Here is a 26,306-nt window from a genome sequence, read left to right on the forward strand (position 1 = left end):
ACAAGAATTTCGCGAAATTCTTATCTAACTCCACTCGATTGGGGCAATCGCTGCCGGTGTGGCTCCGGGTTGGATCAAGTTCGTAGACGTTGGACGACAGAACGAGGAGACGATCATGAAACTGACGTTCCTGGGCACCACCTCGGGTGGCGGCAACTGCCCGAACTTGTACGCGACGGACCGCGATACGTACGTCGTGCAGGGCGTCAAGATCACCGACCCTGCAGCGCTGCAGACCCTCCGAGACCGTGGTCTGCCGGACCATGAGACCGTTGTTGAGATTCCCAAGCAGCTGTTGAAGTTCGCCAAACGTCGCCGCTGGTTCGGCAGGAAAGGCCGCCGTGGGTGAGGTGCTGTCCGGCGGCGCCTGGTGGCAGGCGCTGACCGAGTTCCACGCGTCCGCGTGGCGGTGGGAGTGCCAGGGTGTCTACAACGAACCGTCCGAGCGGGAACCGTTCCGTCAGTATCTGCTCGGCCAGCAGCCGGACACGGCCTTCATGGACGACTGGTACGCGGCGGTCCGTCGGAACGTGGCCGCTGGCAAGACCTACGGCCGAATCAGGGTCCTCACAGAGCCACTCACCGACTACCTGCGGTTCGAGCTGTCGTTCACCCACCTCAACGTCCAGGCCGGCGAGGAAGTCCGCGTCATGCACCAGAGCCGGGCGCGCGAGCTGGGTCTCCCAGAGCAAGACTTCTGGCTCTGGGACGACGAACGGGTCGCCGCGATGCACTTCGATGAGAACGGCTTCGACTACGCCGAAGTGGTGACCGACCCGGCGCAGGTTCGCGAATTTCGCGAAATTCGAGCCCGAGCATGGGAGGATGCGGTTCCGTTCAGCGACATGACCTGAGAGGGACCGTGGCGACCAGCTTCGACCGTGCCCGAGCCGAGTTCGGCGAGGAGCTACGCCGACTCCGCGAATCGACGACGCTCAACGGCAAGGAGTTCGCCAACCGGCTGGGCTGGAACGCGCCGAAGGTCAGCAAGCTGGAGACCGGCAAGCAAACGGCGAGCCAGGACGACCTCAATGCCTGGCTCGCCGCCTGCAGTGTGAGCGAAGAAACCGCTGCGCACCTCACCGTTCGACTGTCCGCACTGAACGAGCAGTACGTCACCTGGAAGGCGAAGGTCCGCGCCGGCCACGCCAGCCGTCAACAGGAATCTGTCGAACGCGAGGCCGCCGCACGCCTGATCCGCGCCGTGGACGTCGGGGTCGTGCCCGGCCTGCTTCAGACTCCGGAGTACGCACGGCATGTCCTGCTTGCACACGCGAACATCCATGGGGGCGGGCAGGACATCACCGCGGCTATCCGCGCTCGGATGCGCCGGCAGGAGATCCTCTACGAGCCCGGCCGCACGATCGAGCTGTTGATGACTGAGTCGGCGCTGCTGCATCCGGTGGCGCCGCAGGAGGTGATGGCCGGGCAGGTCCATCGGTTGATGGCTGCGATCGGCACACCGAATGTCCGTGTCGGGATCCTGCCGGTCCGCGTCCGGCTGCCGTACATGCTCATGCACGGGTATTGGATCGTGGACGACGTGGTGATGATCGAGACCGTGACAGGCGAGTTGAGCATGATCGACCCGGATGAGGTGGCTACGTACAACAAGGTCACAGACATGCTGTGGGCGGCTGCCGCAGAGTCGGACGCGGCGCGGGAGCTGCTCGTCCGCCAGCTGCCTGCCGCCGGCTCGTGACGGACCTCGATGGGGCGGGAGCCGGCTCGATCTCCCATGTCTGGCCCTGTAACGCCTCGGTCTGTAGCGCGCGGAGATACATGATCAAGCGGGAGACCGCACGTGGCGTCAAGATCATTACTCCGCCGTTCGAGCATCGGGTGGCGATCAGCCGATCGCGGGTGAGCCCGAACTTCAAGACCATGCTCTGACCATTTTCGTCCTCACCACGGACGACGTAATCGCTGCTCACGGCCCCTCCTCAGCGGTAAAACGTAGTGGTTCTCCGTCTAAGCGCACCACCTTTACGGGTGATGTGTCCTTTAGCTACGTCGCTCTACGATCTTTCACTCGGACGGAGTAGCGCAGCTCACCCCGTCCGTTGGCCTGGGCTTTTCCGCTCCCATAAGACATGCTGAAACGGCGAGGACCGCGCACCCATGTAGTGCGCGGTCCTCGTCTCGTGTGGACTTGGGATGGTGGCCCTCTGCTCCGTGGTGCGATGGTCATGCTGACCTTCCCCGCACCTCTTCTGACTGTATCCAGCCCGGCTGACGGTGCAGCTTCAGCCGCCGTACGGTCAGCGACTCGACGTATCGGGCGGCTTCGATCGGATCCACCTCGGTGTAGAGCTGCGTGGTGTGTACCGAGGCGTGTCCCATGACCTTCGCCTGCCGGAACAGGTCTGCATCCAGCGCGTGGTAGTCAGTGCCGAATCGATGACGCATGGTGTGAGCTGTCTCCGAGAGGCCGATCCCGCGGAGAAAGTTGTTTACTCGTTTCGACACTTGGTCAGGCTTCCACGGATGCCCGTCGGGGCGCGTGAATAGGGAACCTCGCCCGAGGAGGAACGGCCGCATCGTCAGCATGAGCATCTGACCGATCGGAATCGCGCGGACCTTGCCGCCCTTGCCTTCGATGCGGGCGATGCCGCCGCCGTCATCCCGCTCTTCCACCTCATGGGTCTTCGCCCACGCGATCTCGCAGCAGCGCAAACCGCTGCAGCCCATGAGACCAAGCCAGATGTACAGCTCCGGCTCGCTCAGTGCGCAGGCCAGGGCGAGTTCGTAGTGCCTGGGGAGCATCGGCCGCGGCAACCGGACCGGGACCTTGGGTCTCTTGAGGACTTGCGCGGGGTTGTCGTCGCGGAGCTTGCGGATGACGACCATCCAGTAGTACAGGCCCGAGATGACACTGACGTACTGAGCGGTCGTTTCGGCCGAACCGCGTAGCCGGTCACGCCAACGGAGCAAGTCATCCTCACTTGCTGTAATCAGACTAGGAAGGTCTTTGGCCACTCGTCCAAGCTGGAAGCGCCGAGTACGACGCGTCTTCTCGCGCGGCCATTCGTCTCTCTTGTAACGCTGGTATTCGGTGATCAATTTACCGTTGTCCCAGGTAGAGGCGTCGCTTGTCATGTGTAACGACTTACGTCCCTGGGTCGATTCGGATCTACGCGGTGTCGGCATGTCGACGCCTCCAGCTCGCATCCATCCGGGTGACGGGCGCTGGCCCATTGGAGGCGCCGGTGGTAACGGTTTGGTAACTCGCCCGAAGTGGGATGACCTGCGCCAACCCGTCCACTACGGGCGATGTTGCCGTTGGATACTGTCGAGTAGCCTCCTGGGTAGGCAACCAGGAGGACGCACATGACGACCGTGCAGACCACTGAGCAAGCTGCCGACCAGGGCGCCGGCGGCTCCACGTTCGACTCCGTGAACCCGGCGACCGACGAGGTGGTCGGCACCCATCCCATCCACACCGAGACGGACGTCGCGGCCGCGGTCGCCCAGGCGCGGACCGCGTCGGCCTGGTGGCACCAGCTCGGGTTCGCCGGCCGCACCGACCGGCTGCAACGCTGGAAGGGCGTGATCACCCGGCGGGCCGCCCAGCTCGCCGAGGTCGTCCACCAGGAGACCGGGAAGCCGCACTCGGACGCGATGATCGAGATCATCCTCGCCATCGACCACACCGCCTGGGTCGCCAAGCACGCCCGCAAGGTCCTCGGCCCGCAACGCCGCGCCGCCGGCCTGCTGATGGCCAACCAGTCGGCCACCGTGGAGTACCAGCCGCTCGGCGTCATCGGCGTGATCGGCCCGTGGAACTACCCGGTGTTCACCCCGATGGGGTCGATCGTGTACGCGCTCGCGGCCGGCAACGCCGTGGTGTTCAAGCCGAGCGAGTACACCCCCGGGGTGGGCAGGTGGCTGGTCGACTCGTTCGCCGAGATCGTCCCCGAGCAGCCGGTGTTCCAGCTGCTGACCGGATACGGCGTGACCGGCGCGGCACTGTGCCGGTCCGGTGTGGACAAACTCGCCTTCACCGGCTCGGCGGCCACCGGGCGCAAGATCATGGCCGCGTGCGCGGAGAACCTGACACCGGTGCTGATCGAGGCCGGCGGCAAGGACGCGCTGTTGGTCGACGCGGACGCCGACGTCGAAGCCGCGGCCGACGCGGCCGTCTGGGGCGGCATGTCCAACGCCGGCCAGACATGCGTCGGCGTCGAACGGGTCTACGTGCACGAAAAGGTGTACGACGAGTTCGTGGCCAAGACCGTCGCCAAGGCCCGTGACGTCCGCGCGGGCTACGACGCCGGCGCGCAGATCGGCCCGATCACCATGCCCGCCCAACTCGGCATCATCCGCCGGCACATCGAGGACGCCCTGGCCCGCGGCGGCAAAGCCCTGGTCGGCGGCGTGGACGCGGTCGGCGAACGCTTCGTCCAGCCGACAGTCCTGGTGGACGTGCCCGAGGACTCCGTGGCCGTGAAAGACGAGACCTTCGGCCCGACCCTGACCATCGCCAAGGTCAAGGACATGGACGAAGCCATCACCCTGGCCAACAACTCCCGCTACGGCCTGGGCGCGACCGTGTTCGCCAAACGCCGCGGCATGGAACTCGCCCGCAGGCTCCGCTCCGGCATGACCGCCGTGAACTCGGTGATCAGCTTCGCGGCGATCCCCACCCTGCCGTTCGGCGGCGTCGGCGACTCAGGCTTCGGCCGCATCCACGGCCCGGACGGCCTCAAAGAGTTCACCCGCGCCAAAGCCATAGCGCGGCAACGATTCCGTCCCCCACTCGCACTGACCACGTTCGCCCGAACCGCGAAAACCGACGCGAGGGTGGCCAAACTGATCACGGTCCTGCACGGCAAGCGCAAGTAGATCCAGCCGATCGGCTGAAATGCGGGCAGGTCTCCCCGGACCTGCCCGCTGATCTGTGTTCAGCGGGTGCTCAGGCCAGTCGGCACACCGAGGCTGCGGCAGAGCCGGCGGAACGGTGTTGGCAATTCCCGCGACCGGGGCGAGAATGATGGCAGAGTCGACGTGGGAGGTCGTCAACCGTGAGTGAGTTGGAGCCGACTTCAGAGAGTGCTGAGCCCACAGGTTCCCTGTCGCCGCAGTGCAGCATAGATGTCGACCCGCAGGGGCATGTCAAGATCAAGGGCCGGGTCGCGGACGAGGTTATCCGGGCTTACGAAGCCGTGCACCGAGCCCACCAGGAAGGCAGCGGCACGGATGCCTCGCGGGAGGTGACTCGTGATCATCGGGAACGTAAAGTCCTCCAGCAGTCCCCGTGGGTTTCGGGGTCGTTCTATTTGGTCCTCTTCGTCGTTGTGACCGCGATTCTGCTCATCGGTGCCAGCTTGCTGGCGTTGTGGGCGTTACCGATTTTCGTGGTGGGCGGATTGTTGTCCATCGCCATTGTGGGTGCCTTCCAGCTTCGTCAAGATGACAAGCTGAGTGAACAAGGGTTTCTGCGTCTCATGGTCACGACAGTGGAGAAGCTTCCGGCGGCCCTGACCCCGCGTGCGACAACATCGGCGGCCGACAGCTCTGGCGGGGACGACGGGGGATCGTCACAGCCGTCTTGAGCACGGAACCGGGTCTCACCGCTGTGCACCCCCATCGGCGATTCCTGGCGTCGTGGCTACCGCCCAGTCGCCCGAGTGGGCCAGCCAGCGGGCGACGGGGACTTTCTTGCGCGTGCCGTCGTCGCGGACCGCGACCAGCTTGCCGCCGTTGACCTCCAGGGTCTGGAACGGGAACTCGCGCCGGATCGGGCCGATCAGGGCGGGGATCGCCACGGATGTGGGATTCACCCAGAAGTACGGCCGCACCAGGTAGAGGATGCCGATCAGCATCGGCACCATGCCGGCGATAACCGCCGGGTTGAACTCGCCGAGCACGGCGAGCCACAGCCCGAGGAACACGCACACGGCGCCGAGCACCAGGAGCACGACGCCGACGACCAGGTTGTAGCGAACCTTCATCTCTGCCTCTCGATGTGCCGGTTTCGGCAACTATGGCGGGGCGATGGCGGGACCGGTCCCGAGGAGCTATCGGCTGGCTTTGATGAGGTCGGCCGCTTTCTCGCCGACCATGATGGTGGGCGCGTTGGTGTTCCCGCGGGGAACCATCGGCATCACCGAGGCGTCCGCGATCCGGAGCCCGGACACGCCGTTGACCTTCAGGTCCTCGTCCACCACCGTGCCGATCGAGCACGTGCCCACCGGGTGGTAGAGGGTCTGCGTCTGCTCGCGGACGTGCTGGGCCAGTTCCGCGTCGGTGCGGTCCAGGCTCTCCGGCAGGAACGGTTTGTCCAGGTACCGGGCCAGGGCTGGGCGTTCGCCGATCTCCATCAGCACCCGCAGGCCGGCGACCATGGTGTCCATGTCCTGTGGGTCGTCGTAGTACGCCGGGTCGATCAGGGGCCGCCATTCCGGGTTGGCCGAGCGGAGCCGGAGGCGGCCTCGACTGGCCGGGTTGATCAGCGTGGCCGCCGACGTGAAGCCCTGGGCAGTCGGCTCGTGGATTCCGTTGTCGTAGAACAAGGTTGGCGCCACGATGATCTGCAGGTCCGGGACTTCGACGCTGTCGCCGCTGGTCAGGAACGCGCCGGCTTCGCCCACGTTGGACGCCATCGGGCCGCGGCCGGTGAGCTGCCACTGGATCATCCGGGTGGGGGTGGCGAAGTCCACCAGGTCCGTGGTCTTCCTGGTGCTCCACAGGATTCCGGCGGCCGGGTGGTCGTGCAGGTTCGCGCCGACCTCGGCCAGCCCCACCACCACGTCGATGTCGAGGTCACGCAGGTGCTCGGCCGGGCCGATCCCGGACAGCATCAGCAGTTGTGGCGAGTTGATCGCGCCGCCGGACAGGATGACCTCGCCGTTGACGCGGGACGTCCGCGGCGAACCGTCGTGCGTGTAGTCGACGCCGACCGCGCGCCCCGACTCGATGACGATCTTCGTGGCCAGCGCGTTGGTCCGGACCGTCAGGTTCGGCCGCGTCATCGCGGGGCGCAGGTACGCGTCCGCTGTGGACCACCGACGGCCGTTGTGGCACGTCACCTGGTACTGGCCCGCGCCTTCCTGGTCATGGCCGTTGAAGTCGTCCGTGGGTTTGAGACCCCACGTGACCGCCGCGTCCACCCACGCCCGGGACAGTTCATGGGTGTAGCGGCGGTCCTCCACCCAGAGCGGCCCACCGGTGCCGTGCAGCGGGCCGGCCAGCCGGGTGTTGTGCTCCGCCTTGACGAAGTACGGCAGGACGTCGTCCCAGCCCCAACCGGTGGCGTTGTGCGAGTCCCGCCAGGTGTCGTAGTCCGCCTTGTTGCCGCGGATGTAGATCATCGCGTTCATCGAGGAACAGCCGCCCAGGGCTTTCATCCGCGGCCAGTAGGCCGTGCGGTCGCCCATGTGCTTCTGCTCGACCGTCTCGTAGTTCCAGTCCCACTTGGTCTTGAACAGGGTGGAGAACGCGGCCGGGATGTGGATCTCGTCCGCGTCGTCCGGCCCGCCCGCCTCCAGCAACAGCACGGTGACGGACGGGTCCTCGGTCAACCGGTTCGCCAGCACGCACCCCGCGCTTCCGGCACCCACCACGATGTAGTCGAACGCGTCGCTCACGAGAGCCTCCATTGGGTCCAGGACCCTTGATCCTGCCCCAGAGGATCAATTCAGTGAAAGCACTTCAGCCTCCTCCGTCCGGGTCAAACCCGCGTTCCGCGGCCGGTCCAGGCCCAGCGAACGCTCGTACGCGAGGGCACTCGCGATCGCGTCCACGGCCGGGCGGTACCGCAGGCCCGCGTCGATCGCGGGTCGCACGTCCCAGTTCGCGCCGATGATGTGCCCAGGCGGCGGCCACAGCGGCAACGACTTCGGCCCAGCCCAGTACTGCACACCGAGTTCGACGAGCTTGTCCGGTGCGACAGGCACCAGTTCCCCGTCACCGCCGGCGACCGACGCGATCTCGGCCAGTAGCGAACCGAGTGGCGTCGGCAGGCCGGCCGCGTTGAACGTCCCGCCGAGGCGCTGTTCGGCGCCGGCGAGGATCCACGTCGCCAGGTCCGCCACGTCGATGTAGTGCGCGGGCTGGTCCAGCGCGTCCGGCACGACGACCTGGCCGGTGTCCGCCAGCCGGGCCGGCCAGTAGCCGAACCGGTCGGACACGTCCCCGTGCCCGGTGATCAGTCCGGCGCGGACGATGAAGGCGTCCGAGCCCCAGACCGTGCGGACCGCGTTCTCGCTGGCGACCTTGATCGCCCCGTAGTTCTCCGGGTCGTTCGCCGACTCGACCGGTTCGAAGACCGGGTCGTCGACGCGACCGGTGACGTGCTCGGCGTACACGCTGATCGACGACACGAACGACCAGTGGTCGGTCCTGATCGTCTCCACCGCGCGCCGCACGTGCGGGTAGGACATCTTCGCCAGGTCGATCACCGCGTCGAAGTGTTCGCCCGCCAGCGGCGCCAGGCCGTCCGGATCGTCCCGGTCGATCCGGATCAGCGGGGCGGGTGCCCCGTTCGTGCTACCCCGCGCCACGCAGGTCACGTCATGACCGCGCCGGACGGCCTCGGCCGCGATCGCGTGCCCGAGAAACACCGTTCCGCCCAGAATGAGTAGTCGCATGTCAACTATCCTTACTGTGACGCCGCTCGCTTCGCCACCGTGCTCGCGCAGGGCGAAACTCCCAGGTCAGGTACGCTTCGCCGGTAGCGCCGTCACCCGCCGTGATCATTGACATGGGAGCGACCAACAGTGGCTCGAGTCGTCGTCGACGTAATGCCCAAGCCCGAGATCCTCGACCCGCAGGGACAGGCGGTGGCCAAAGCGCTACCCCGTCTTGGCTTCCAGGGCGTCACCGAGGTACGCCAGGGCAAGCGGTTCGAACTGGAGGTCGACGACTCCGTCGACGACGAGGAGCTCGCCAAGATCGCCAGCAGCCTCCTGGCGAACACCGTGATCGAGGACTTCACCGTCCGGCGGGTCGAGCCATGAACGCCGCCAAGATCGGTGTGATCACGTTCCCCGGAACGCTTGACGACCATGACGCGGCCCGCGCGGTGCGGCAAGCGGGCGGCGAAGCCGTCTCGCTGTGGCACGCCGACGCCGACCTGCGCGGGGTCGACGCCGTGATCGTCCCCGGCGGGTTCTCGTACGGCGACTACCTGCGTTGTGGCGCGATCGCGCGGTTCGCGCCCGTGATGGGGCCCGTGGTCGAGGCCGCCGGCAAGGGGATGCCTGTTCTGGGGATCTGCAACGGCTTCCAGATCCTGTGCGAGGCCGGCCTGCTGCCCGGCGCGCTGGTGCGCAACTCGGCCATGCACTTCGTCTGCCGCGACCAGTGGCTCAAGGTGGAGAACACGTCGACCGCCTGGACCACCCGGTACGACCAGGGCGCGGAGGTGCTCATCCCGCTGAAGTCCGGCGAGGGCGGCTATGTGGCCGACAAGTCGACGCTGGCCGAGTTGGAGGGCGAGGGGCGGGTGGTGTTGCGGTACGTCGGCCTGAACCCCAACGGCTCGCTCAACGGCATCGCCGGCATCGCCGACAGCTCCGGCCGGGTGCTCGGCCTGATGCCGCACCCGGAGCACGCGATCGACGCCCTCACCGGGCCGTCCGACGACGGCCTCGGCATGTTCTTTTCCGCCCTCGACGCACTGGTGAAGGCATGACACTCGACACCGTCAAGCATGCTGAGTCCACTCCGGACACCGAGCAGCCCTACCGTGAACTGGGTCTGAAGGACGACGAGTACCAGCGGATCCGGCAGATCCTCGGCCGCCGGCCGACCGACGCCGAGCTGGCCATGTACTCGGTGATGTGGAGCGAGCACTGCTCGTACAAGTCCTCCAAGGTGCACCTCGGCTACTTCGGCCGGACGACCACCGAACAGATGCGCTCGAAGATGCTCGCGGGCATCGGCGAGAACGCCGGTGTGGTGGACATCGGCGACGGCTGGGCGGTCACGTTCAAGGCCGAGTCGCACAACCATCCGTCCTATGTGGAGCCTTATCAGGGCGCCGCGACGGGTGTCGGCGGCATCGTCCGCGACATCATGGCCATGGGTGCCCGGCCGCTCGCGGTGATGGACTCGCTGCGGTTCGGCGCGGCCGACGCCCTGGACACCCGGCGGGTGCTGCCCGGCGTGGTCGCGGGGGTCGGCGGCTACGGCAACTGCCTCGGCCTGCCGAACGTCGGCGGCGAGGTGGTGTTCGACCCGAGCTACCTGGGAAACCCGCTGGTGAACGCGTTGTGCGTAGGTGCGATGCGGGTCGAGGACCTGCACCTGGCGCACGCGTCCGGCACCGGCAATAAGATCATCCTGTTCGGCGCGCGGACCGGGCTGGACGGCATCGGCGGTGTGTCGGTGCTGGCCTCGGACACGTTCTCCGGCGACGAGACCACGGCCGGCCGCAAGAAGCTGCCGTCGGTCCAGGTCGGCGACCCGTTCACCGAGAAGGTGCTGATCGAGTGCTGCCTTGAGCTGTTCCGCTCCAAGCTCGTGGTGGGCATCCAGGACCTCGGCGGCGCCGGACTGTCCTGCGCGACCAGTGAGCTGGCCAGCGCCGGCGACGGCGGCATGGCCATCGTGCTCGACCGGGTTCCGTTGCGCGCCAAAGGAATGACACCGGCGGAGATCCTCTCCAGCGAGTCGCAGGAACGGATGTGCGCGGTCGTCCGGCCCGAGGACGTCGACGCCTTCATGCTGGTCTGCGCCAAGTGGGACGTGACCGCGACCGAGATCGGCGAGGTCACCGACAGCGACCGGCTCGTGATCACGTGGCACGGCGAGGTCGTGGTGGACGTGCCACCGCGGACCGTCGCACATGAGGGCCCGGTATACCACCGCCCGCTGGAGCGCCCGGCCTGGCAGGACACCGTACAGGCGCCCACCGCGCTGACCCGTCCGTCCACTGTGGAGCTCCGGGACCTGGTGCTGCGGATGGCGGCGTCCCCCAACCTGGCCTCCCGCCGATGGGTCACCGACCAGTACGACCGGTACGTCCGCGGCGGAACCGTGCTCGCGCAGCCGGCCGACTCGGGCATGATCCGGATCGACGAGGAGACCGGCCGAGGCGTCGCGGTGTCCCTGGACAGCAACGGTCGCTACTGCAAACTCGACCCCTACCAGGGCGCGAAGCTGGCGTTGGCCGAGGCGTACCGGAACGTGGCGGTGAGCGGCGCCACCCCCATCGCGGTCACCAACTGCCTCAATTTCGGCTCACCCGAGGACCCCGGCGTGATGTGGCAGTTCGAGCAGGCCGTGCGCGGTCTCGCCGACGGCTGCGTCGAACTGGGCATCCCGGTCACCGGCGGGAACGTGAGCTTCTACAACCAGACCGGGACCACGGCGATCCTGCCCACCCCGGTAGTGGGCGTGCTCGGCGTGATCGACGACGTCCGCCGCCGGATCCCCACCGGAATAGGTGCCGAAGCCGGCGAAACCCTGCTGCTGTTGGGAACCACCGACGACGAGCTCGGCGGCTCCGAATGGGCCCACGTCGTGCACGGCGACCTCAGCGGCCTGCCCCCACGTGTCGACCTGGCCGGCGAGAAACTGCTGGCCGAGATCCTCCGGTCCGGCTCACGCGACGGCATGGTGTCCGCCGCGCACGACCTGTCCGAAGGCGGCCTGGCCCAGGCCCTGGTGGAAGCGTGCCTGATCGGCCAGGTGGGCGCCCGGATCTTCCTGGACCCGGACCAGGACCCGTTCGTCCAGCTCTTCGCCGAGTCGACCGGCCGGGCCATCGTGGCCGTCCCGCGAACCGAAGAACTGCGCTTCACCGACATGTGCACAGCCCGCGGCCTGCCATGGCGCAAGCTCGGCGTGGTCGACCCGGAGTCAGCTGCGTTGGAGATCCAGGACATCGGCACGTTCACCCTCGACGAACTGCGAACAGCCTGGGAGGGCACCCTACCGGCACTGTTCGACTGACCCGTCCGAGTGAAGTCCGTGCGAGCGGCCCACTCGCACGGACTCACTGTTGCCAAAGCCCCTTTCCATGCGCCCCAACGGATAGACTGGCCCCGGGGTCGCCCCCCGGAGAGGGTGGGGGTTCCGTCAAAGTCGATCATCCGTGTGAGAGCAGGCGCGGCCTCTAGTTGATCATGTGAGTGTCTAGGTCCCATGATCATGTGAGAGAACCGTGCCTGCTGTTGTATTCCCCGGTCACTGACGTGCTGGATCGACTGGGGTCGGTGAACCTTCAGCACGCCGCGGACCTGCGGGACTACTTCGACACGATCACCGACCCGCGGGACGCACGGGGCGTGCGGCACTCGTTGGCCGCGATGCTGGCCAGGGCGGCGGTCGCGGTGGCTACCGGGGCGAGGTTGATCATGGCGATCTGGGAATGGGCCGCCGACGCGCCACAATGGGTGCTGCGTGCGCTGGGGGCGCGGTGGGATCCCCGCCGCACCCGGTACGTCGCACCTGGTGAGGCCACCCTGCGCTGAGCGTTGAGCCTGGTGGACGGCGACCTGCTCGACAGTGCGGTCAGTGCCTGGGTGCGCGACCAGTGCGGATCCAGTCAGCCCCCGACCGACGGTGTGCCGCATACCGCGATCGCGCTGGACGGCAAGTCACTGCGGGGCACCTTCGCTCGCACCGGCGGCGCCGGAGTGCACCTGCCCGTGCTCGACCATGTCGGGGATCTGACCGGGGTGGTGATCACCACGGACACCTTGCACACCACCCGAGATCACGCCCGGTACGACACCGGCCACGGCGGCCACTACGTGTTCATCGTCAAGAAACAACTCTTGCGCATGTTCGATCTGCTACACGCCCTGGACTGGACCCAGGCCGAGGTCCACACCAGCTACGACACCGCCACGGCCGAACCGAACACCGCACCCCGCGCCTCCTCCCCGCCCCTGAGGACGTCGGGTTTCCTGGTGCGGCACAGGTGTTGCGCATCACCCGCGAGCGCACCGACCACAGCAGCGGCAAGCGTGAGATCCACACCTGGGTCGGTGTCACCAGTCTCGCGGCCCACCAGACCGATCCCGCCCAGATCGCCCTACTGCTACGCGGGGCACTGGCAGATCGAAAACCGCTTATACGGGGTCCGCGACGTCACCTACAGCGAAGACCACTCCCGGGTCCGCACCCCGCGCCATGGCCACCCTGCACAACCTCGCCATCAGCGCCCTACGCCTAGCCGGCGCCACCAACATCGCCCAAGCCCTCCGCGGCATCACCCGACCACTCACACCGCTCGGAATCCCCCGCCTGGCCAGCACAAACCGACTTTGACGGAACCCTCCCGGAGAGGGTGGGGGCTGATCTGTTCGTCGATGTGGCGCCTGGCCATGCGTAGCGCGAGCGGGTGGATCGACCATGCGGTGTCGGTCCGTTCGGCAAGGAAGCGGTCACGGAGGTCCCCGAGGGCGATGGCCGCCGTCAGCGCCGGGTCGTGGTTTTCGTCGACCAGCCCGAGGCGTTCCACTTCGGCGGCAACCATGGGCGCCGGCACTGGCGCGCCGTTCAGCCGGAGCGCGAGTTGGAGCACCAGCCGCTGCGGTGCTGTGAGTTCGGCGATCGTGGAGCGGAAGACGCCGGCGACGTCGATCGTGTCCATCACACTGGACCGCTGAGTGACGGCCTGTTCGTACGAGATGATTCCGTGGCTGTCCCGGATGGCCCGGCCGATGTCGCTGAGGGCGCCGGCGTGGCCGCCCACAAGGTCGATGAGGCGATCCCTGGCCAGCCGGTCGCTGGGCCCCCGCGTCGGTCGCCAACTGTCCAGTAGCCCGGCGGCATCGGAACTCGCCAGGCCGCCGATCCCGATCACCGGCACGAGTTCGGCAAGATGCCGCTGGTCACTGATCAGCACGGTACGTACTCCCGGGCCCGCTGGGAGCACGAGATCATGGACGATCGAGGGGGCGAGAACGCCGGAAACGTCGTCCACGATCCACAATGCCGAACCCTTCTCGGCAGCGAGGTGATCCGCGACGGCGCCCAGTACCCGGTGGCGGTTGCCCGATCCGATGTCGAGCCCGAGGAACTGCGCGATGTCGAGCAACTGTCGGTCGTAGCTGGCGAGGGCTTCGCGCCCCTTGCCCGCCAGACGGGTCCAGTACACGCCGCGGTCGAAGGCGGACCCGAAGTTCCACGCGTACGCCGAGACCAGGCTCGTCTTGCCGGCTCCGGGCAGTCCGGCGACGCACACGACCGGACCGCTGGACTTCTCCTGGCTCAACGGCAGGTCGGCCGCGAACAGCGCGCTGTGGATGGCCCACTGTTCGCGGTACCGCCCGACAAAGCCGACCGCACCAGCGATCTTCCCGTAGTGACGACGGGGTCGACGCCGCAGGTTCACGTCCCCGATCACACCGGCCACGGCCGCGACGCGGTCGCAGATCAGCCGGACCTGGTCGGACACGGCAACGGACGCGGACATGTAGCGCGCGTCCGACAACTCGGCCGGGAACAGGTGGTCGTCGTCCGGCTCGGGGTTGATGACCAGGATTCGCCGGGTCGGGTCGCCCTCCGCCTGGCCGGCCAGGAACGCGGCGGTCAGTTCGAGTTGGCATGACGGCCGTTCCGGGTACGTACGCGAGTAGTAGGCGACGAACGTCTTCGACGAACGAAGCGCCTGCTCGATCTGGCCGGTGATGCCGCCGAAGTAGCCGATGTCGTCCTCGTCGACGAACACCCGCAGTCCGTGTTCGCGCAGCCGTGCGGCCAGATGCCTGCCCTGGTCGCGGTCGTTTCCGCCGAGCGACAGGAAGACGTCGTATCTGGCAACGCCGCTGCCGGTCACAGATGCCCGTCCCACGACTGTGCGCCGCCGTCGAACGCGTACGCCAGCGCCAGCCCGGTCAGCATGCCGACGAGGCCAGCCGCCGCGATGCAGACCACGATGACCCACACGCGCAGGCTCACCTGGTCGCGCCAACGCCGGATGACTCTGATGGCGACCAGGCCCACCAGCACGAACAGCGCGGTGGCGCCGATCGAGATCGCGATGGCCATGATGGTGCCTACGTATGGTGAGATGAGCTGCTGGAGGCCGATCGCGACCCCGAGGACCGTCAACACTTTGATCAAAGTGTTGACCTCGTCATCTCCGGGCGACGGCGAACGTCGCCCTGGTGTCCCGTCCGTGCCGGTATCGGTCATCGCGCACCTCTGTCTCTCTTCACGATCGATATCTCCAGAGTGGCGAGTCAACGTCGTGGCGGCTGGCGTTGCGGTTTGCGCGCTCAATGAGCAACACCGCGTGGTCGAGCAGGAGCCACCGGAGTAGCGGCGGTCACTGCGATAATGAAGCGGTTCCCGTGCTGGCACTGATCCCGGCGGATGGGGGTGGGCGACGTGACTGAACCGACCTTCGGTTCGCTTCTCCGGAAGTTGCGCGAGGAAACGGGGATGAGCCAGCGGGCACTGGCCGGGAAGATCTTTCGGGATCACAGCCGGATCAGCCGGCTGGAAAGCGGCGACATAGCGCCGACGGTCGAGTACGCGACACTGCTTGACGAGGTATTCGGGACCGCGCCCACGTTGACCGCCATCGCCAGAGAAGTGGAAGCCGGCGCACAGCAGGCACGGCGCCGGAAGTCGATCGGACGAAGATCAGAGCTTCCGCCAGTGCCGGCGAACCTGCTCGGCCGCTCCACGGAGGTCGCGGCGATCGTCGACCGACTGCGTCCCGACACCGCCTCCGGATCCGCGAGGTCAGTCCGGGTCTGCCTGATCTACGGCATCGCGGGCATCGGGAAGACCGCCTTGGCCGCTGTCGCGGCTGACCGCCTCCGCGAATACTTCCCCGATGGCCAGCTGTACCTGGACCTGTACGGGTACGCGACAAACGGGCCAGGCATGTCCGTCGAGGAGGCACTCGAAGCGCTCCTGATCCAGTTGGACGCTCCAGGAGGCAGCAGACGCGCGGGGCGGTCGAAACTGGTAGCCGACCTCCGTACCCAGGTATCGGAGCTGCGGTTGCTCGTGGTGCTGGAGAACGTCCCGGACGCCGAGCAGGTCCGACTGCTCACATCGGCGTTGCCGGGAAGCACTGTGATCGTGACCAGCCGCAGCCGTCTTACCGCTCCGGACGAGGTGTGCCGAGTCGCACTTGGTGTCCTGCCGTTCGAGGACGCCGAGGACCTGTTCAGGCTCATCGCCGGGCCTCGGGCGAACGGGGCGCCCGGTGACGGGACTCTTCGGCCACAGATCCGCAACATCGTGCGGATGTGTTACCGGCTTCCGCTGGGCATCCACCTCATCGCCACCCGGTTCCGGGACAACACCACGTTTACCTTGGACGACATCGAATCGGCACTGACGTCCAAGGACACGCGCCTTGACGAGATCGGCAACGGGGAACAGAGCCTGGCGGAGGTTCTCGCAGCGAGCCACGCGCTGCTTCCGGAGCGGGAACGTAGTGCGCTCGCGGGGCTGTCAGTTCACCCAGGAGTGCGGATCAACCGTTACTCCGCCGCGGTGCTCTTGGAAACCAGTCCGCGGGAAGCCGATGGCGTCCTCAACAGCCTGCTGCGAAGCAGCATGGTGGCCGACCACTCGTCCGGGGCATACGAGTTCCACGACCCCATTCGGGACTTCGTCCGGCACGGACCTGTCGGTGTCGTCCTGACCGACCGCGAGCGTCGCCGGCTCCTGCACGTGCTCTTCAACTACTATCTGAGCACCGCCGCGGCAGCGGAGCTGCAGATCTCGCCGCACCGGATCCAGCTCGACCTGTCCGGTGTTCCCGAATCGCGATTCGGTCCCGTTTTCGACTCCGCGCAGGCCGCGCTCCGCTGGATCGGCACGGAACAGGAGAACCTCCTGCCGCTGTGCCGCGAGATGCTGAACCGGGACTTCGCGGAGACCTGCTGGCAGTTCTGCTACTACCTGCGTGGTTACTTCTACACCACGATGCGGTGGGCGTCCTGGGTGCCGGTCTTCCGGCTCGGCGTCCAGGCCGCGGTCAAGCTGGGTCAGCGTGGCCCCGAGGGACTGATGCTCAACAATCTTGGTCTCGCCCTTGCCGAGAGCGGCGAACCGGACGAGGCCGCGCGGTACCACCTCGCCGCGCAGGCGGCCTTCGAAGCCGCCGGTGACCGGCCCGGCCAGGCGGTGGCAGAGGGACATTACGGTTGGGCCCAGTATCTGAGGCGTGACTACGGCGAGGCGTATCGATCCACCGCGAAGGCGCTGAGTTTCTTCCGTGCCAACGGCACTGACTGGCATGTCGCCACAACGCTGGAGTCCCTGGCGCACATCGCGGGGAAGTGCGACGACAAGGAGCAGGCAGCGGCCTGCTTCCGCGAAGCCGGGCGGATATTCCGTGAACTCGCGCTGTCCGGTGACGCGGCCAGGATGGAGGATCAACTGCGGGCACTGTGAGGACGGGTCAGGCGCGGACCATGCCGATGTTGTCCTCTTTTCGGTCGATGACCCAGCCTTCGGGCAGTTCGTTCTTCATGTCCAGGGAGATCGTCATGCCGTAGGTGTCGGCGGTGGCCGTCGCGGCGGCGGACATGTCGAGGCCGCCGCGGAACGAGCTGTGGTTGAGGTCGACCGGTTGGGCGAAGCGGCTGCCGCGCAACACGACTTTGCCGTCGAACTTGGCCTGGGCGAGTTTGGCCACGCCGTCGAACTTGGACTTGTTGAAGTCGACCAGTTGGTCGGCTTCGAAGTTGGCGAACCAGGCGCGCTTGTGGAAGGTGGTCTCCTGGGCGATGAACTTGCCCCAGCTGTGCGCCGCGGTGAACCAGGCGTCGCCGTAGATCTCCATGCCTCGGAAGGCGTTGGCCTCGTACAGGTTCACCGACCGGGCGGTGAGTTGGCCGACGACGCGCTCGGAGATGTCGAAGTACTCCAGGGTGGCGCCGGTCAGGTCGAGGTCGTAGGTGGGGCCGCGGCCGTTTCCGCTCTGCGGCAGCAGTTCGCCGATCAGCCGCTGGGCGGTCAGCCGGACCTGGCGTTCGCGGTCGGCGTCCGGGGAGTCGGCGATGGGGTTCTGGTCGCCGCGCAGGCGGGCGTAGTGGGCGTGGTCGAACGGGCGACGGAGGTACGCGCAGAGCACGTCCAACACCGTCTGGGTGTATTCGGGCCGGCTGCGGGACAGGCCGGCGAGGGCGTGCATCGAGCCGACCCGGACCTGGTCGGCGTCGCTGCCCATCAGCTCGATGGCACGGGCGAACCGCTCGTCCGTGGACCGTTCGCGGTCGTGCTGCGCGCGCTGGGTCTCCAGGTTCTGCCGGGACTGTTCGAGCTGGTGCCGTTGGGCTTCCAGGTCGTGTCGGCGGCGTTCGATGTCCTGGCGCTCTTCGTCGATCCTGCGCCTGCGGTCACTCAGCCACAGCGCGTACAGCAGGACGATGGCGGTCGCCGCGAGACCGCCGGTGCGCAGGGCTTCGCTGAGGGTCGCGCCGCCGTCGAGCAGCACCCAACCGGCGACGGTGGCCAGCACGCCGATCGCGCCGACCAGCGTGCCCGCCAGGGCACGGCCCTGTTGGGCGACGAGGAACCCGGCGCCGAACAACAGCAGGATGCCGACAATCACCAGGGCCAAATCCATCCGCACATCCTGGCGGCATCCGGCCCTGGCGGATAGAGCCGGATGCACCATAACTCAGGCGTTGTCCAGCTTGTCGATCTCCGCAGGGGACAGTTCCAGGTCACTCGCGGCCGCGGAGTCGCGGATGCTCTGCGGCCGGGACGAGCCCGGGATCGGGATCACCACGTCGGCCTTGGCGAGCATCCACGCCAGGCACACCTGCTGTGGGCTCACCTCGTGGGCCTGGCCGACCTCGGCGAACACCGCGAACCGGTCGCCCAGTCGGCCGGCGTTGTCGCTGCCGCCGAAGGGGCTCCACGGCAGGAACGCGATCCCCAACTCGGCGCACAGGTCCAACTCGGGTTCGCTGGACCGGAACGACGGCGAGAACTGGTTCTGCACCGCGGCCAGCCGGCCGCCGAGGATCGAGTTGGCGGCCCTGATCTCGGCCGGATCGAAGTTGGACACGCCCGCGTACCGGATCTTGCCCTCGTCCAGCAGGTCGCGCAGGGCGCCGACGGAGTCCGCGACCGGCACCCGCGGGTCCGGCCGGTGGAACTGGTACAGGCCGATCGCTTCGACGCCGAGCCGCTTCAGCGACGCCGCACAGGCCTGCTTGATGTGTTCCGGCGAGCCGTCGAGCGTCCACGCGCCGTCCGCGGTCCGCACGTGGCCGCCCTTGGTGGCGACCAGGACGTCCGAGGTGTCCGACCCGTACGTGGCCAGTGCCTTCGCGATCAACGACTCGTTGTGCCCGGTGTCCGCGCCGCTCAGGCTGTACGCGTCCGCCGTGTCGATCAGGGTGATGCCCGCGTCCAGCGCCGCGTGGACGGTGGCCAGCCCCTGTGGCTCGTCCGGCCGGCCCTCGACGGACAGTGGCATGGCCCCGAGGCCGATCTCGCTGACCTGCGTGTCGCCGATCCGACGAGTCCGCATCAATGTCACTCCTCTGTGGATGGGATTCCTGTCCAGTCTCGCCGCCCCGGTTTATTCTGTCCAACAGAACGAACTGATCCCATTCAGCAGTGTGAGTGATGAATCAAAATGGAGCTGCGCCAACTTCAGTACTTCGTCGCGGTAGCCAAGGATGTCTTAGCGCATACTTGAGCCATGAGTACTGCACCGTTGCGTCGTGAGCGGGGTCGGACGCTGATCGACCAGGCCCCTGACCAGCTAGTTTGGGCGTTGTCGGCTCGTGAGTCCAAGGTGCCATCCGGGCGCGGTGCGGACGAGCAGGGCCAGGTTGACCACCAGTTGAGTGATCTTCGCGAGTTCGTCGCGGGTATTGGCGGGCGGATCGAACGTGAGGTTCCTGAACCGAATGTGTCGTCGTTCAAGCGGAAGCGTGTTCAGTTGCCGGATGGCACGTTTGGTTATCGGGTTGTTCGACCGGATTGGGAAGCGATTCTGACCGCGTTGCGTCGGGGTGAGTGTAACGCGCTCGCGGTGGTGGATATTGATCGTGCGACGCGTGACCCGCGTATTTTGGAAGACCTGATCGATGTGGTCGAATTGTACGGCGTGTATGTCGTTAGTATGACGGGGAACGTCGATCTGTCGACGGATGCAGGTATTGCTACCGCGCGCAACCTGGTAAATCAGCGAAATTCCGAGTCTCGGAACACGTCTCGTCGGGTGATCGATGGAAAGCGGCGGGCGGCTTATGCGGGAAAGAATCATGGCGGACGGATGCGTCCGTTTGGCTGGCGGAAGGACCGTCTGACGTTGAATAAGCGCGAGTCCGCGCATATCAGGCAGGCGCTGCCACGAATTATCGCTGGGCTAAGTGCGTTGACATTGGCGCGTGAGTGGAACGAGCGCGGGATTAAGTCGGTCACCGGCGTGGCTTGGCGCGGGTCCACTATCCGTGCCATGTATTTCCGTCCGCGTATTTCCGGGCTGGCCGGTCGGTACGGTGAGGTGTTGCGGGACGAGAACGGTGAGCCGGTGCGCGGTCGGTGGGAACCGATTCTCACCGAAGACGAGCAGGCTGCCGTGATGCGGGCCTGGGCGCCTGCGCAGAAGGGGAGCGGGGAGCAGTCGCGGTTGACCGCGAAGGGGCGCGGCTACCGCACCACGTACTTGTTGTCCCCGTTTATTCGGTGTGGCAAGTGTAACGCTCGAATGGTGGGGGGAAAGCGCCGTGACCCTCGTTCCGGGGTACTCATTCCAACTTACCGATGCCCGAGTAAAGGCGCCGGGGGGTGCGCTGGCGTGGGACGTGTGGCTGAGCCGATCGACGCGTACATCAAGGCCCTGGTGATTGCGGACCAACAACGGATCGAGTCGCGCAAAGTCGAAGAGCTCCCACCGTGGTCGAAAGAGAAGGAACTAGCCGGTTACCTGTCTCGGATCGAGGAGTCTATCCGTCGATATGAGGCAGGCCAGGTTTCCGCCGAGAACCATTTCCCTAGCCTGGCGCGGATGGAGGCCCAGGTCGCGGAACTTCGCCGCGAGCAGCGTCGATACGACGCGCAGGTGGACGCGCGTAGGAGCTTCGTTGCGAATCTGGCGGATGAGTGGGAGAAGCCGACGTTCACGATGGAGCAGAAACAGGCCGCGATCGCGAAGAGTCTGACCGCTGTCGTGATCAATCCGGCAGGCAAGGGTGTCCGGTTCCATCCCGACCAGATTACGCCCGTGTGGCGGGAAGAAACCTAGAATCGCGGCGTAACCATGTCAATTCCGCCGTTGCCCCGATCCGGCGTCAGGAACTTGCCGGAACCACGCCGCCGGACCGGGGTCCCAACCGTCAACAAATCAGTCAGGAGAGACCAATGGTAGCGCAGCAACAGCCTGCGAAGATCTACCCGTTGGGGCACCCCGAGTGCGGGTGTGACAGCAGGTTCACGTTCGGCTTGGTGCTGGATGTCGCGGAGGTTCTTGCCAGGCACGGTTACCCGGACATCGTGTCGGCCAAGTCGGCCGCCGACCATGTGGATCTGCGCACGTTGCTGTTCCAGTTCATCTACGGCCCGGTAGGCAAGCAACGATGAGCAATGCGTCTTGCTGAGTTCCCCAGACTCAGAGAATTCGATGGCGAGAGGCCCCTGGCAGTGCGCCAGGGGCCTCTCGCTATCGGTGGAGCCCTCAGTCCTCGGTTGGGAGATCCAAGCCGTAGATCGCGGCCACCGATCGAGCCCACGCGGGGGAGCGTGGTGGCGCGTTCATCAGTTGTTGCCGTGCCCATTCCTCCGGCGTGGGTACACCGTCGGTCGCAGACTGCGCGTGTGAGCCCGACGCGGCGCTGGCCGGAGTAACTGACCTCCGACGCCTCTTCGCGCGCCGTGCGGCCGTCTGAGACCGTCGTAACGGGTCTCGCTGCCGTGCCTGCGTCGCGTCGCCCTGTCGTTGGTCGTGCTGATCGGTTTCCGTGTCACGGTGTGGTTCATCATCGCTTCCTAGGGTGTGGGGTGGCTCGGTTTCGGTCTGCTGTGGTGTCTGCGTGTCCTCAGATGGGGTTCGGTTACCCGTCATCGCTGCCCCAGTCGTCCGGGCTGTCGACGGCGGGGAGGGGATCAGGCGCGGACGTGCCCACTCCGTGTTTTCGGGGGTTTTCGGGTGTGTCAAAGAGGCGCGAATGTGCCTCCCCCGCCTCCCCCGATGGATGTTTGCGCTGGTCAGACCGTGGATTGCGGGACGGGGAGGTGCGGGGGTTGCCTCCCCGTGTCTCGGTGTCCTCCCCGTCCGACTCCCCGCCTGGTTCCCCGGTCGTGTCCTGAGCGCGTGCGGTGAGTTTGGCGGTGACGTCTTCGCTGCGGACGGCCATGTTGCCGTGTGACTTGACCGGGGTGATGCCCTGCTCCGTGAGTGCGGCGGTCAGGTCCGCGAACGTCCATCCTTCGTACTCGGCGGGGTTGTGTTCGGCCAGCCGGGAGAGCATGACTTGGGTACGGACTCGGCGTCCGTCCCGCATCACCGCAGCGATAGCGGCGAGATGATCGACCGGCGCGGCGTCGATCTCCAATCGGTCCGGCGTCTGGATCTGTATCTGTCGCCCGGTTTCCTGCATGATCGCCAGGGCACGGGCGATCACCGGTGACACGTCGTCGGTGCCGTCTTCGAACGGTACGTAGAACGTGCGGACCAGTTCGAACGTGGCGTCGGTGACGCCGACGGCGACGCAGGTTCCCCGGTCGGTGTTCATCCGTAGGTCGGTGGCCCGGATCCCGGCCCGGTACTTCCCGGACCCGAGCAGGCCGTCATTGGCGATCTGGTCGGCCACCGAGAACGCCACGCCGCAGGAGATGTTGCGGGTGACCTCACGCGGGATGCTGTCCTTGGTGGGCGACTGGGTGGCCAGCAACAACACGATGCCGTACTTGCGGCCTCGTTTGATCAACCGGATCGCCATCTCGGCGGCCTGCTTGCCGTACTTGGGGTGTTGGAACAACTCGTGACACTCGTCGATCGCGCAAACCAGGGGATGCAGCCCGAGATGACGTTGGTCGGCCAGCTTGCGAGACACCTTGGGTGGCCTGCCGGGCTGTTGCCCCAACACTTTCCCGCGTCGTTCCATCTCCTCCAACAAATCGGACAACCCTTGCAACGCGGCCTCGGCCACCGCGTCGTCCATCCCCATCCGGTAGCGGGCCAGCCGGGGCGTGAACGGGTCGAAGTCCGGCGACTCGCCCATCACGAACACCCACAACTCGGCCGTGGGGTCCAGCGCGGCACCCAACAGCAGGGTCCGCAGGCACGCGGACTTGCCCTGTCCTGGTCGGCCACCGACCAACCAGTTCGCGCCGATCAACGGCGCGTTGATGACGAGCCCACGTTGGGTGAGTCCGAACGGGACGCCGTCGAACAGGTCCACCTGACCGTCGGTCAGCAGCGGCCAGTCACCGGCGCCGCCGTTGAGGGCGCCTTTGTCGGCCACCCAGAGGTCCAGGAGCCCGTCTTCCTCACCCTTGGTGGGCCAGGTCTCCAGCGAGGCTCTACCGAGGTTGGCGGCGAGGGTGGGGCGGCGGGCGGCCACCATGTCGGCTGTGACGCCGAGCGGTAGCCGAATCTGGGCGTAGGTGCCGTCTCCGTCCTTGCGTGCCGCGACGGTGTAGGCGAGTGCGCCACCGTCCTTAAAGAACCGATTGAGCGGGGTGATTCCCAAGTGTGCCAGCGCGACCGAGATCATCCGCTCGTCGATCCACGAATCGTTGTCGTCTCGTTCGGGGTGGACCAGCCAGCCGGCGCCTGGGGTTTTGTCCCGTCCCTCGAACACCGCCGCGACGAGCCATGCCAGCGGTGCCAGCCAGAGCACGATCGGCCCGGCCACAGTCAGCACTGACCACACCGCGTCCATGCCGGTGTAGACGTCGGCCAGCCACGGCCACATGTCCGCGCGGTCCAGCCAGGAATCGGTCGCCCACAACACGATCGCGACCGGCCCGAGCACCCGCACCGCGACCACGATCCGGCGGACCGCGATACCGACCTTGGCCCATCGCGCTTTCGCGTCCGAGCGGATCAGCTCCTGTGCCGTGCGCCTGGCCTCAGTGTTGCCCGCGAGCCGGGCAGAGCGCGCGTCCGCGCGTAGATCGGCGTAGGTGGCCCAGTTCCAGAACTTGACCAGCCACCGCCAATGTCCCCGCGCCACGAACCACGCCAGCCGCGCTACATCCATCGGGAGCTTGCGCATCCGATAGGCGGCCACCGACCGGGCTCGGACGAACGGGCTGGACTGCCAGGCCCGCCGCAGCAGGCCCGCCAGCCACCGGGCGATCCGGGTCCGGGTGTGGCGTCGCCCGGCGGGTGTCCACCGCCGGATCCCGCTGGGTGCCGGACGCGGGGTGTCGTCGGTGACGAACTCGGCGTCGTAGATCTTGCGTTCCAACTCCGCCCCGGCAGGAGCATCGTTCACGGGGTGTTCGTCGGCGTTCATGGCCGCGCCCCCGGTCCAGGCACAGTGTCGCCGTCGCTGTTGGTGCGCTGGTCGACTTCGGCGTTCAGGGCGGCGGCCAGCCGGGAGGACAAGCCGCGTGAGCATCCGGTGACCTGACGGACCCAGGCCGGGGTGATCCGTATCCCCGGTTGCAAGGCGTGCCGTGCCCTGGCCAGGTACTCACCGGCCGACGTCCGCCGTGGCCGTTCATGAACCCCCGCAGTGTCCTGTGTGCACGCCATGGACGGGGTGGGGTCGTCCGTGGACGGTGTGGGCGGGGTGGCGTGTCGGGTGGCGTCGGTGAACGCCGCGTGGACGGCGTCGGTGAGCTTGTCCCGTAGATCGGTCACCGCTTCGGCGGCGGCGAACACCACCAGCGGCGGCACCGAGTGCAGCACCACCCCGGCCACCGACCCGGCCGCGTAGGAGGCCCAGGTGTTCATGACGTAGGTGGCCGTGAGGGTGAACCACTTCGCCCGTCGGACCCATGGGCCGGTACGGACCTGGTAGCGCGCGGTCACCTGTTCGGCCCGCAGGATCGCCAGCAGGACGACCGACACCGTGGGGTCGAGCAGCCAGGCGGCCAGCCAGGGCAGCGACCACGCCGACGACCCGGCGGCGGCGAAGGTCTGGACGTTGGTCATGGTGAACGCCAGACCGAGCATGATTCCGGCCCAGCACAACCGATCCACCTGTACCCGGACCCGTTCCACCCGCAACGCGATCACGTCCGGATGGGTCTGGTACGCCCGTAGGTCGGCGGCCTGTGCGGCGTCCCGCGCGAGCTTCGCCCCGCGTGACACCACCGCCTGTGCGTTGTGGGGTGTGGTCATCGTCGACCACCCCGCCGACGTGGTGCGTCCATCGTGGTCACCGTCAACGCGCGTGTCAGGGCGTAGGCGGCGAACAACGCCGGAAGCCCCAACACCGCCAGCAGCAGCCACTTGTTCGAGGCGGCATGGGCGATGACGATCCACTGAACGGCCACGATCAGTGCCGCCGTGAACATCACCCGCCCGGCCAGCGACAGCACCCGAGCACCCGCCCGCGCCGCATCGGCGGCAGCTCGCGCACGGCGCGCGCTGGCCCGCCAGGACACGAACAGCACGAGCAGGCCGCCCAGCCCGGCCAGAATCTCCGTCGGTGTCACCGTGATCGGATTCATGGCGCCACCCCTTCCCACCCGTCGGCGGGGTCAGTGGGGTCCTCGGCGCGGTCACCGCGTCGACGCCAGTGCGGGTACAGCGCGCGCCGGTCGTCCTGCGGGAGCGCGCCCCACACGCCGACGGTCTGTTCGCCCGCCGTCCGCAGTTCCAGTTCCAGACATTCGTCCTGGACTGGGCATCGGGCACACAGCCGCGTGGCCAGGGCGCGGTCCACGGTGTCGTGTCCGGTCCACCGGGGTGGCTCACCGTGGGGGTACTCCGAAGTGCACACCCCCTGGTCGGTCACGATGTCGGTGAGCACGTCCCGGGGCACGAAGCGCAGGCGATCCAGCCGCCAGGCGATGCCCTCCAGCCACATGTCACGGTCGGGGGTACTCACGGCCTACCCCCTGTCAGCGGGTCCGGCGTGCCGTTGTCGGCCACGGCCAGATGGGCCAGGGCATGAGCCGGGACCACCATGCGCGACCGGCGCTTGGCCACCGGCAGCACACCGACCCGGATCAACTGGCACACCCGCGACTCGTCAACCCCGAGAATCCAGGCGACTTCCGGGATGGAAAGCCATACACGCGAATCAACAGGAATAGTGTTTTTGGTGGTTTTCATGATGTGGTTTGGTCCTTACTCGATGGTTGCGATCCCCTTCTTGGAGGCCGCTGCCATCAAGTAAGCCGCCGCCGCGACATACCATCCATGTCGGCATCTGAATACGTTATTTTGTGTAGGAATAACCGCAGGTCAGGCAGGCCGCGGGACGCTCGATATTCCTAGAAAGAATGTCCCG

27 protein-coding genes are annotated in these 26,306 nt (G+C 67.0%); 12 read left to right on the plus strand and 15 right to left on the minus strand.

Annotated features, from left to right (window positions below; genetic code table 11):
• The first annotated feature begins 115 nt into the window (after positions 1–115).
• From EV192_RS03665 to EV192_RS03675, 3 genes are read left to right on the plus strand one after another with little or no spacing between them, the layout of a single operon-like run.
• Positions 116–349, plus strand: a complete 234-nt coding sequence (locus tag EV192_RS03665) for a hypothetical protein (RefSeq protein ID WP_132111055.1) — start codon at positions 116–118, stop codon at positions 347–349.
• Entirely contained in the window at positions 342–854 is a 513-nt protein-coding gene (locus tag EV192_RS03670) for a DUF6879 family protein (protein WP_132111057.1), read from the plus strand. The genes EV192_RS03665 and EV192_RS03670 overlap by 8 nt, the downstream gene beginning before the upstream one ends.
• 8 nt (positions 855–862) lie before the next feature.
• On the plus strand, positions 863–1,702 hold the full coding sequence (locus tag EV192_RS03675) for a helix-turn-helix domain-containing protein (protein WP_243726606.1): 840 nt from the start codon (positions 863–865) through the stop codon (positions 1,700–1,702).
• Between the two features lie 485 nt (positions 1,703–2,187).
• On the opposite strand, the gene EV192_RS03680 is transcribed toward EV192_RS03675, so the two are convergent.
• Positions 2,188–3,099 carry a site-specific integrase gene (locus tag EV192_RS03680; RefSeq protein ID WP_165960193.1) on the minus strand — a complete coding sequence of 304 codons (912 nt, stop codon included), beginning with the start codon at positions 3,097–3,099 and terminating at the stop codon, positions 2,188–2,190.
• Between the two features lie 231 nt (positions 3,100–3,330).
• Here EV192_RS03680 and EV192_RS03685 point away from each other — a divergent pair, with 231 nt between their 5' ends.
• Complete coding sequence (locus EV192_RS03685; protein WP_132111063.1) at positions 3,331–4,845, plus strand: aldehyde dehydrogenase family protein; 1,515 nt, start codon at positions 3,331–3,333, stop codon at positions 4,843–4,845.
• 179 nt (positions 4,846–5,024) lie between these two features.
• Entirely contained in the window at positions 5,025–5,555 is a 531-nt protein-coding gene (locus EV192_RS03690; RefSeq protein WP_132111065.1) for a hypothetical protein, read from the plus strand.
• A 15-nt stretch (positions 5,556–5,570) separates the two neighbouring features.
• Here the strand turns inward: EV192_RS03690 and EV192_RS03695 are convergent, their stop codons facing one another.
• From EV192_RS03695 to EV192_RS03705, 3 genes are all read right to left on the minus strand, one after another.
• Positions 5,571–5,954, minus strand: coding sequence for a hypothetical protein (locus EV192_RS03695; RefSeq protein ID WP_132111067.1), 384 nt, complete (start codon positions 5,952–5,954; stop codon positions 5,571–5,573).
• 66 nt (positions 5,955–6,020) lie between these two features.
• A complete protein-coding gene (locus EV192_RS03700) occupies positions 6,021–7,589 on the minus strand; it encodes a GMC family oxidoreductase (RefSeq protein WP_243726607.1) in 1,569 nt (522 codons plus the stop codon).
• A 45-nt stretch (positions 7,590–7,634) separates the two neighbouring features.
• The gene (locus EV192_RS03705; RefSeq protein ID WP_132111071.1) at positions 7,635–8,591 is read right to left on the minus strand and encodes an NAD-dependent epimerase/dehydratase family protein; all 957 of its coding nucleotides are present in this window, start codon (positions 8,589–8,591) and stop codon (positions 7,635–7,637) included.
• Between the two features lie 129 nt (positions 8,592–8,720).
• Here EV192_RS03705 and purS point away from each other — a divergent pair, with 129 nt between their 5' ends.
• The 4 genes from purS to EV192_RS55485 all read left to right on the plus strand — a co-directional run bounded on the left by purS (position 8,721) and on the right by EV192_RS55485 (position 12,422).
• Entirely contained in the window at positions 8,721–8,960 is a 240-nt protein-coding gene (gene purS, locus EV192_RS03710; protein WP_132111073.1) for a phosphoribosylformylglycinamidine synthase subunit PurS, read from the plus strand.
• On the plus strand, positions 8,957–9,637 hold the full coding sequence (gene purQ / locus EV192_RS03715) for a phosphoribosylformylglycinamidine synthase subunit PurQ (protein ID WP_132111075.1): 681 nt from the start codon (positions 8,957–8,959) through the stop codon (positions 9,635–9,637). The genes purS and purQ overlap by 4 nt, the downstream gene beginning before the upstream one ends.
• Positions 9,634–11,901, plus strand: coding sequence for a phosphoribosylformylglycinamidine synthase subunit PurL (gene purL, locus EV192_RS03720; protein WP_132111077.1), 2,268 nt, complete (start codon positions 9,634–9,636; stop codon positions 11,899–11,901). Before purQ ends, purL begins: the two co-directional genes overlap by 4 nt.
• A 200-nt stretch (positions 11,902–12,101) precedes the next feature.
• Positions 12,102–12,422, plus strand: a complete 321-nt coding sequence (locus EV192_RS55485) for a transposase family protein (protein WP_243726608.1) — start codon at positions 12,102–12,104, stop codon at positions 12,420–12,422.
• 126 nt (positions 12,423–12,548) lie between these two features.
• On the opposite strand, the gene EV192_RS55490 is transcribed toward EV192_RS55485, so the two are convergent.
• The 4 genes from EV192_RS55490 to EV192_RS53625 form a co-directional block, all read right to left on the minus strand.
• Positions 12,549–12,692: a hypothetical protein gene (locus tag EV192_RS55490; protein WP_243726609.1), complete on the minus strand. Its 144-nt coding sequence runs from the start codon at positions 12,690–12,692 to the stop codon at positions 12,549–12,551.
• Positions 12,693–12,787: 95 nt separating this feature from the next.
• Positions 12,788–12,964, minus strand: coding sequence for a hypothetical protein (locus EV192_RS55495; protein WP_243726610.1), 177 nt, complete (start codon positions 12,962–12,964; stop codon positions 12,788–12,790).
• 213 nt (positions 12,965–13,177) lie between these two features.
• Entirely contained in the window at positions 13,178–14,737 is a 1,560-nt protein-coding gene (locus tag EV192_RS03730; protein ID WP_165960194.1) for a tetratricopeptide repeat protein, read from the minus strand.
• The gene (locus EV192_RS53625) at positions 14,734–15,096 is read right to left on the minus strand and encodes a hypothetical protein (RefSeq protein ID WP_165960195.1); all 363 of its coding nucleotides are present in this window, start codon (positions 15,094–15,096) and stop codon (positions 14,734–14,736) included. Before EV192_RS53625 ends, EV192_RS03730 begins: the two co-directional genes overlap by 4 nt.
• A gap of 195 nt (positions 15,097–15,291) precedes the next feature.
• Here EV192_RS53625 and EV192_RS03735 point away from each other — a divergent pair, with 195 nt between their 5' ends.
• A complete protein-coding gene (locus tag EV192_RS03735) occupies positions 15,292–17,322 on the plus strand; it encodes a helix-turn-helix domain-containing protein (RefSeq protein ID WP_165960196.1) in 2,031 nt (676 codons plus the stop codon).
• Positions 17,323–17,329: 7 nt separating this feature from the next.
• Here the strand turns inward: EV192_RS03735 and EV192_RS03740 are convergent, their stop codons facing one another.
• Positions 17,330–18,499, minus strand: coding sequence for a pentapeptide repeat-containing protein (locus EV192_RS03740; RefSeq protein WP_132111083.1), 1,170 nt, complete (start codon positions 18,497–18,499; stop codon positions 17,330–17,332).
• A 54-nt stretch (positions 18,500–18,553) separates the two neighbouring features.
• The gene (locus EV192_RS03745) at positions 18,554–19,414 is read right to left on the minus strand and encodes an aldo/keto reductase (protein ID WP_132111085.1); all 861 of its coding nucleotides are present in this window, start codon (positions 19,412–19,414) and stop codon (positions 18,554–18,556) included.
• 174 nt (positions 19,415–19,588) lie between these two features.
• Here EV192_RS03745 and EV192_RS03750 point away from each other — a divergent pair, with 174 nt between their 5' ends.
• Both EV192_RS03750 and EV192_RS03755 read left to right on the plus strand, forming a co-directional pair.
• Positions 19,589–21,139 carry a recombinase family protein gene (locus tag EV192_RS03750; RefSeq protein WP_132111087.1) on the plus strand — a complete coding sequence of 517 codons (1,551 nt, stop codon included), beginning with the start codon at positions 19,589–19,591 and terminating at the stop codon, positions 21,137–21,139.
• A gap of 116 nt (positions 21,140–21,255) precedes the next feature.
• Positions 21,256–21,474, plus strand: a complete 219-nt coding sequence (locus EV192_RS03755; protein WP_132111089.1) for a hypothetical protein — start codon at positions 21,256–21,258, stop codon at positions 21,472–21,474.
• Between the two features lie 470 nt (positions 21,475–21,944).
• On the opposite strand, the gene EV192_RS03760 is transcribed toward EV192_RS03755, so the two are convergent.
• Genes EV192_RS03760 through EV192_RS57110 form a run of 5 tightly spaced genes read right to left on the minus strand, consistent with a single transcriptional unit; the run spans position 21,945 to position 26,128 of the window.
• Positions 21,945–24,356: an FtsK/SpoIIIE domain-containing protein gene (locus EV192_RS03760; protein ID WP_132111091.1), complete on the minus strand. Its 2,412-nt coding sequence runs from the start codon at positions 24,354–24,356 to the stop codon at positions 21,945–21,947.
• Positions 24,353–25,189, minus strand: coding sequence for a hypothetical protein (locus tag EV192_RS03765; protein ID WP_132111093.1), 837 nt, complete (start codon positions 25,187–25,189; stop codon positions 24,353–24,355). Before EV192_RS03765 ends, EV192_RS03760 begins: the two co-directional genes overlap by 4 nt.
• The gene (locus tag EV192_RS03770; RefSeq protein WP_132111095.1) at positions 25,186–25,521 is read right to left on the minus strand and encodes a hypothetical protein; all 336 of its coding nucleotides are present in this window, start codon (positions 25,519–25,521) and stop codon (positions 25,186–25,188) included. The genes EV192_RS03765 and EV192_RS03770 overlap by 4 nt, the downstream gene beginning before the upstream one ends.
• Entirely contained in the window at positions 25,518–25,901 is a 384-nt protein-coding gene (locus EV192_RS03775; protein ID WP_341770835.1) for a WhiB family transcriptional regulator, read from the minus strand. The genes EV192_RS03770 and EV192_RS03775 overlap by 4 nt, the downstream gene beginning before the upstream one ends.
• On the minus strand, positions 25,898–26,128 hold the full coding sequence (locus tag EV192_RS57110; RefSeq protein WP_341770836.1) for a MerR family transcriptional regulator: 231 nt from the start codon (positions 26,126–26,128) through the stop codon (positions 25,898–25,900). The genes EV192_RS03775 and EV192_RS57110 overlap by 4 nt, the downstream gene beginning before the upstream one ends.
• Between the last annotated feature and the right edge of the window lie 178 nt (positions 26,129–26,306).

This window comes from Actinocrispum wychmicini (assembly GCF_004345645.1).
In the GTDB taxonomy this organism is placed as follows: Bacteria; Actinomycetota; Actinomycetes; order Mycobacteriales; family Pseudonocardiaceae; genus Kibdelosporangium; species Kibdelosporangium wychmicini.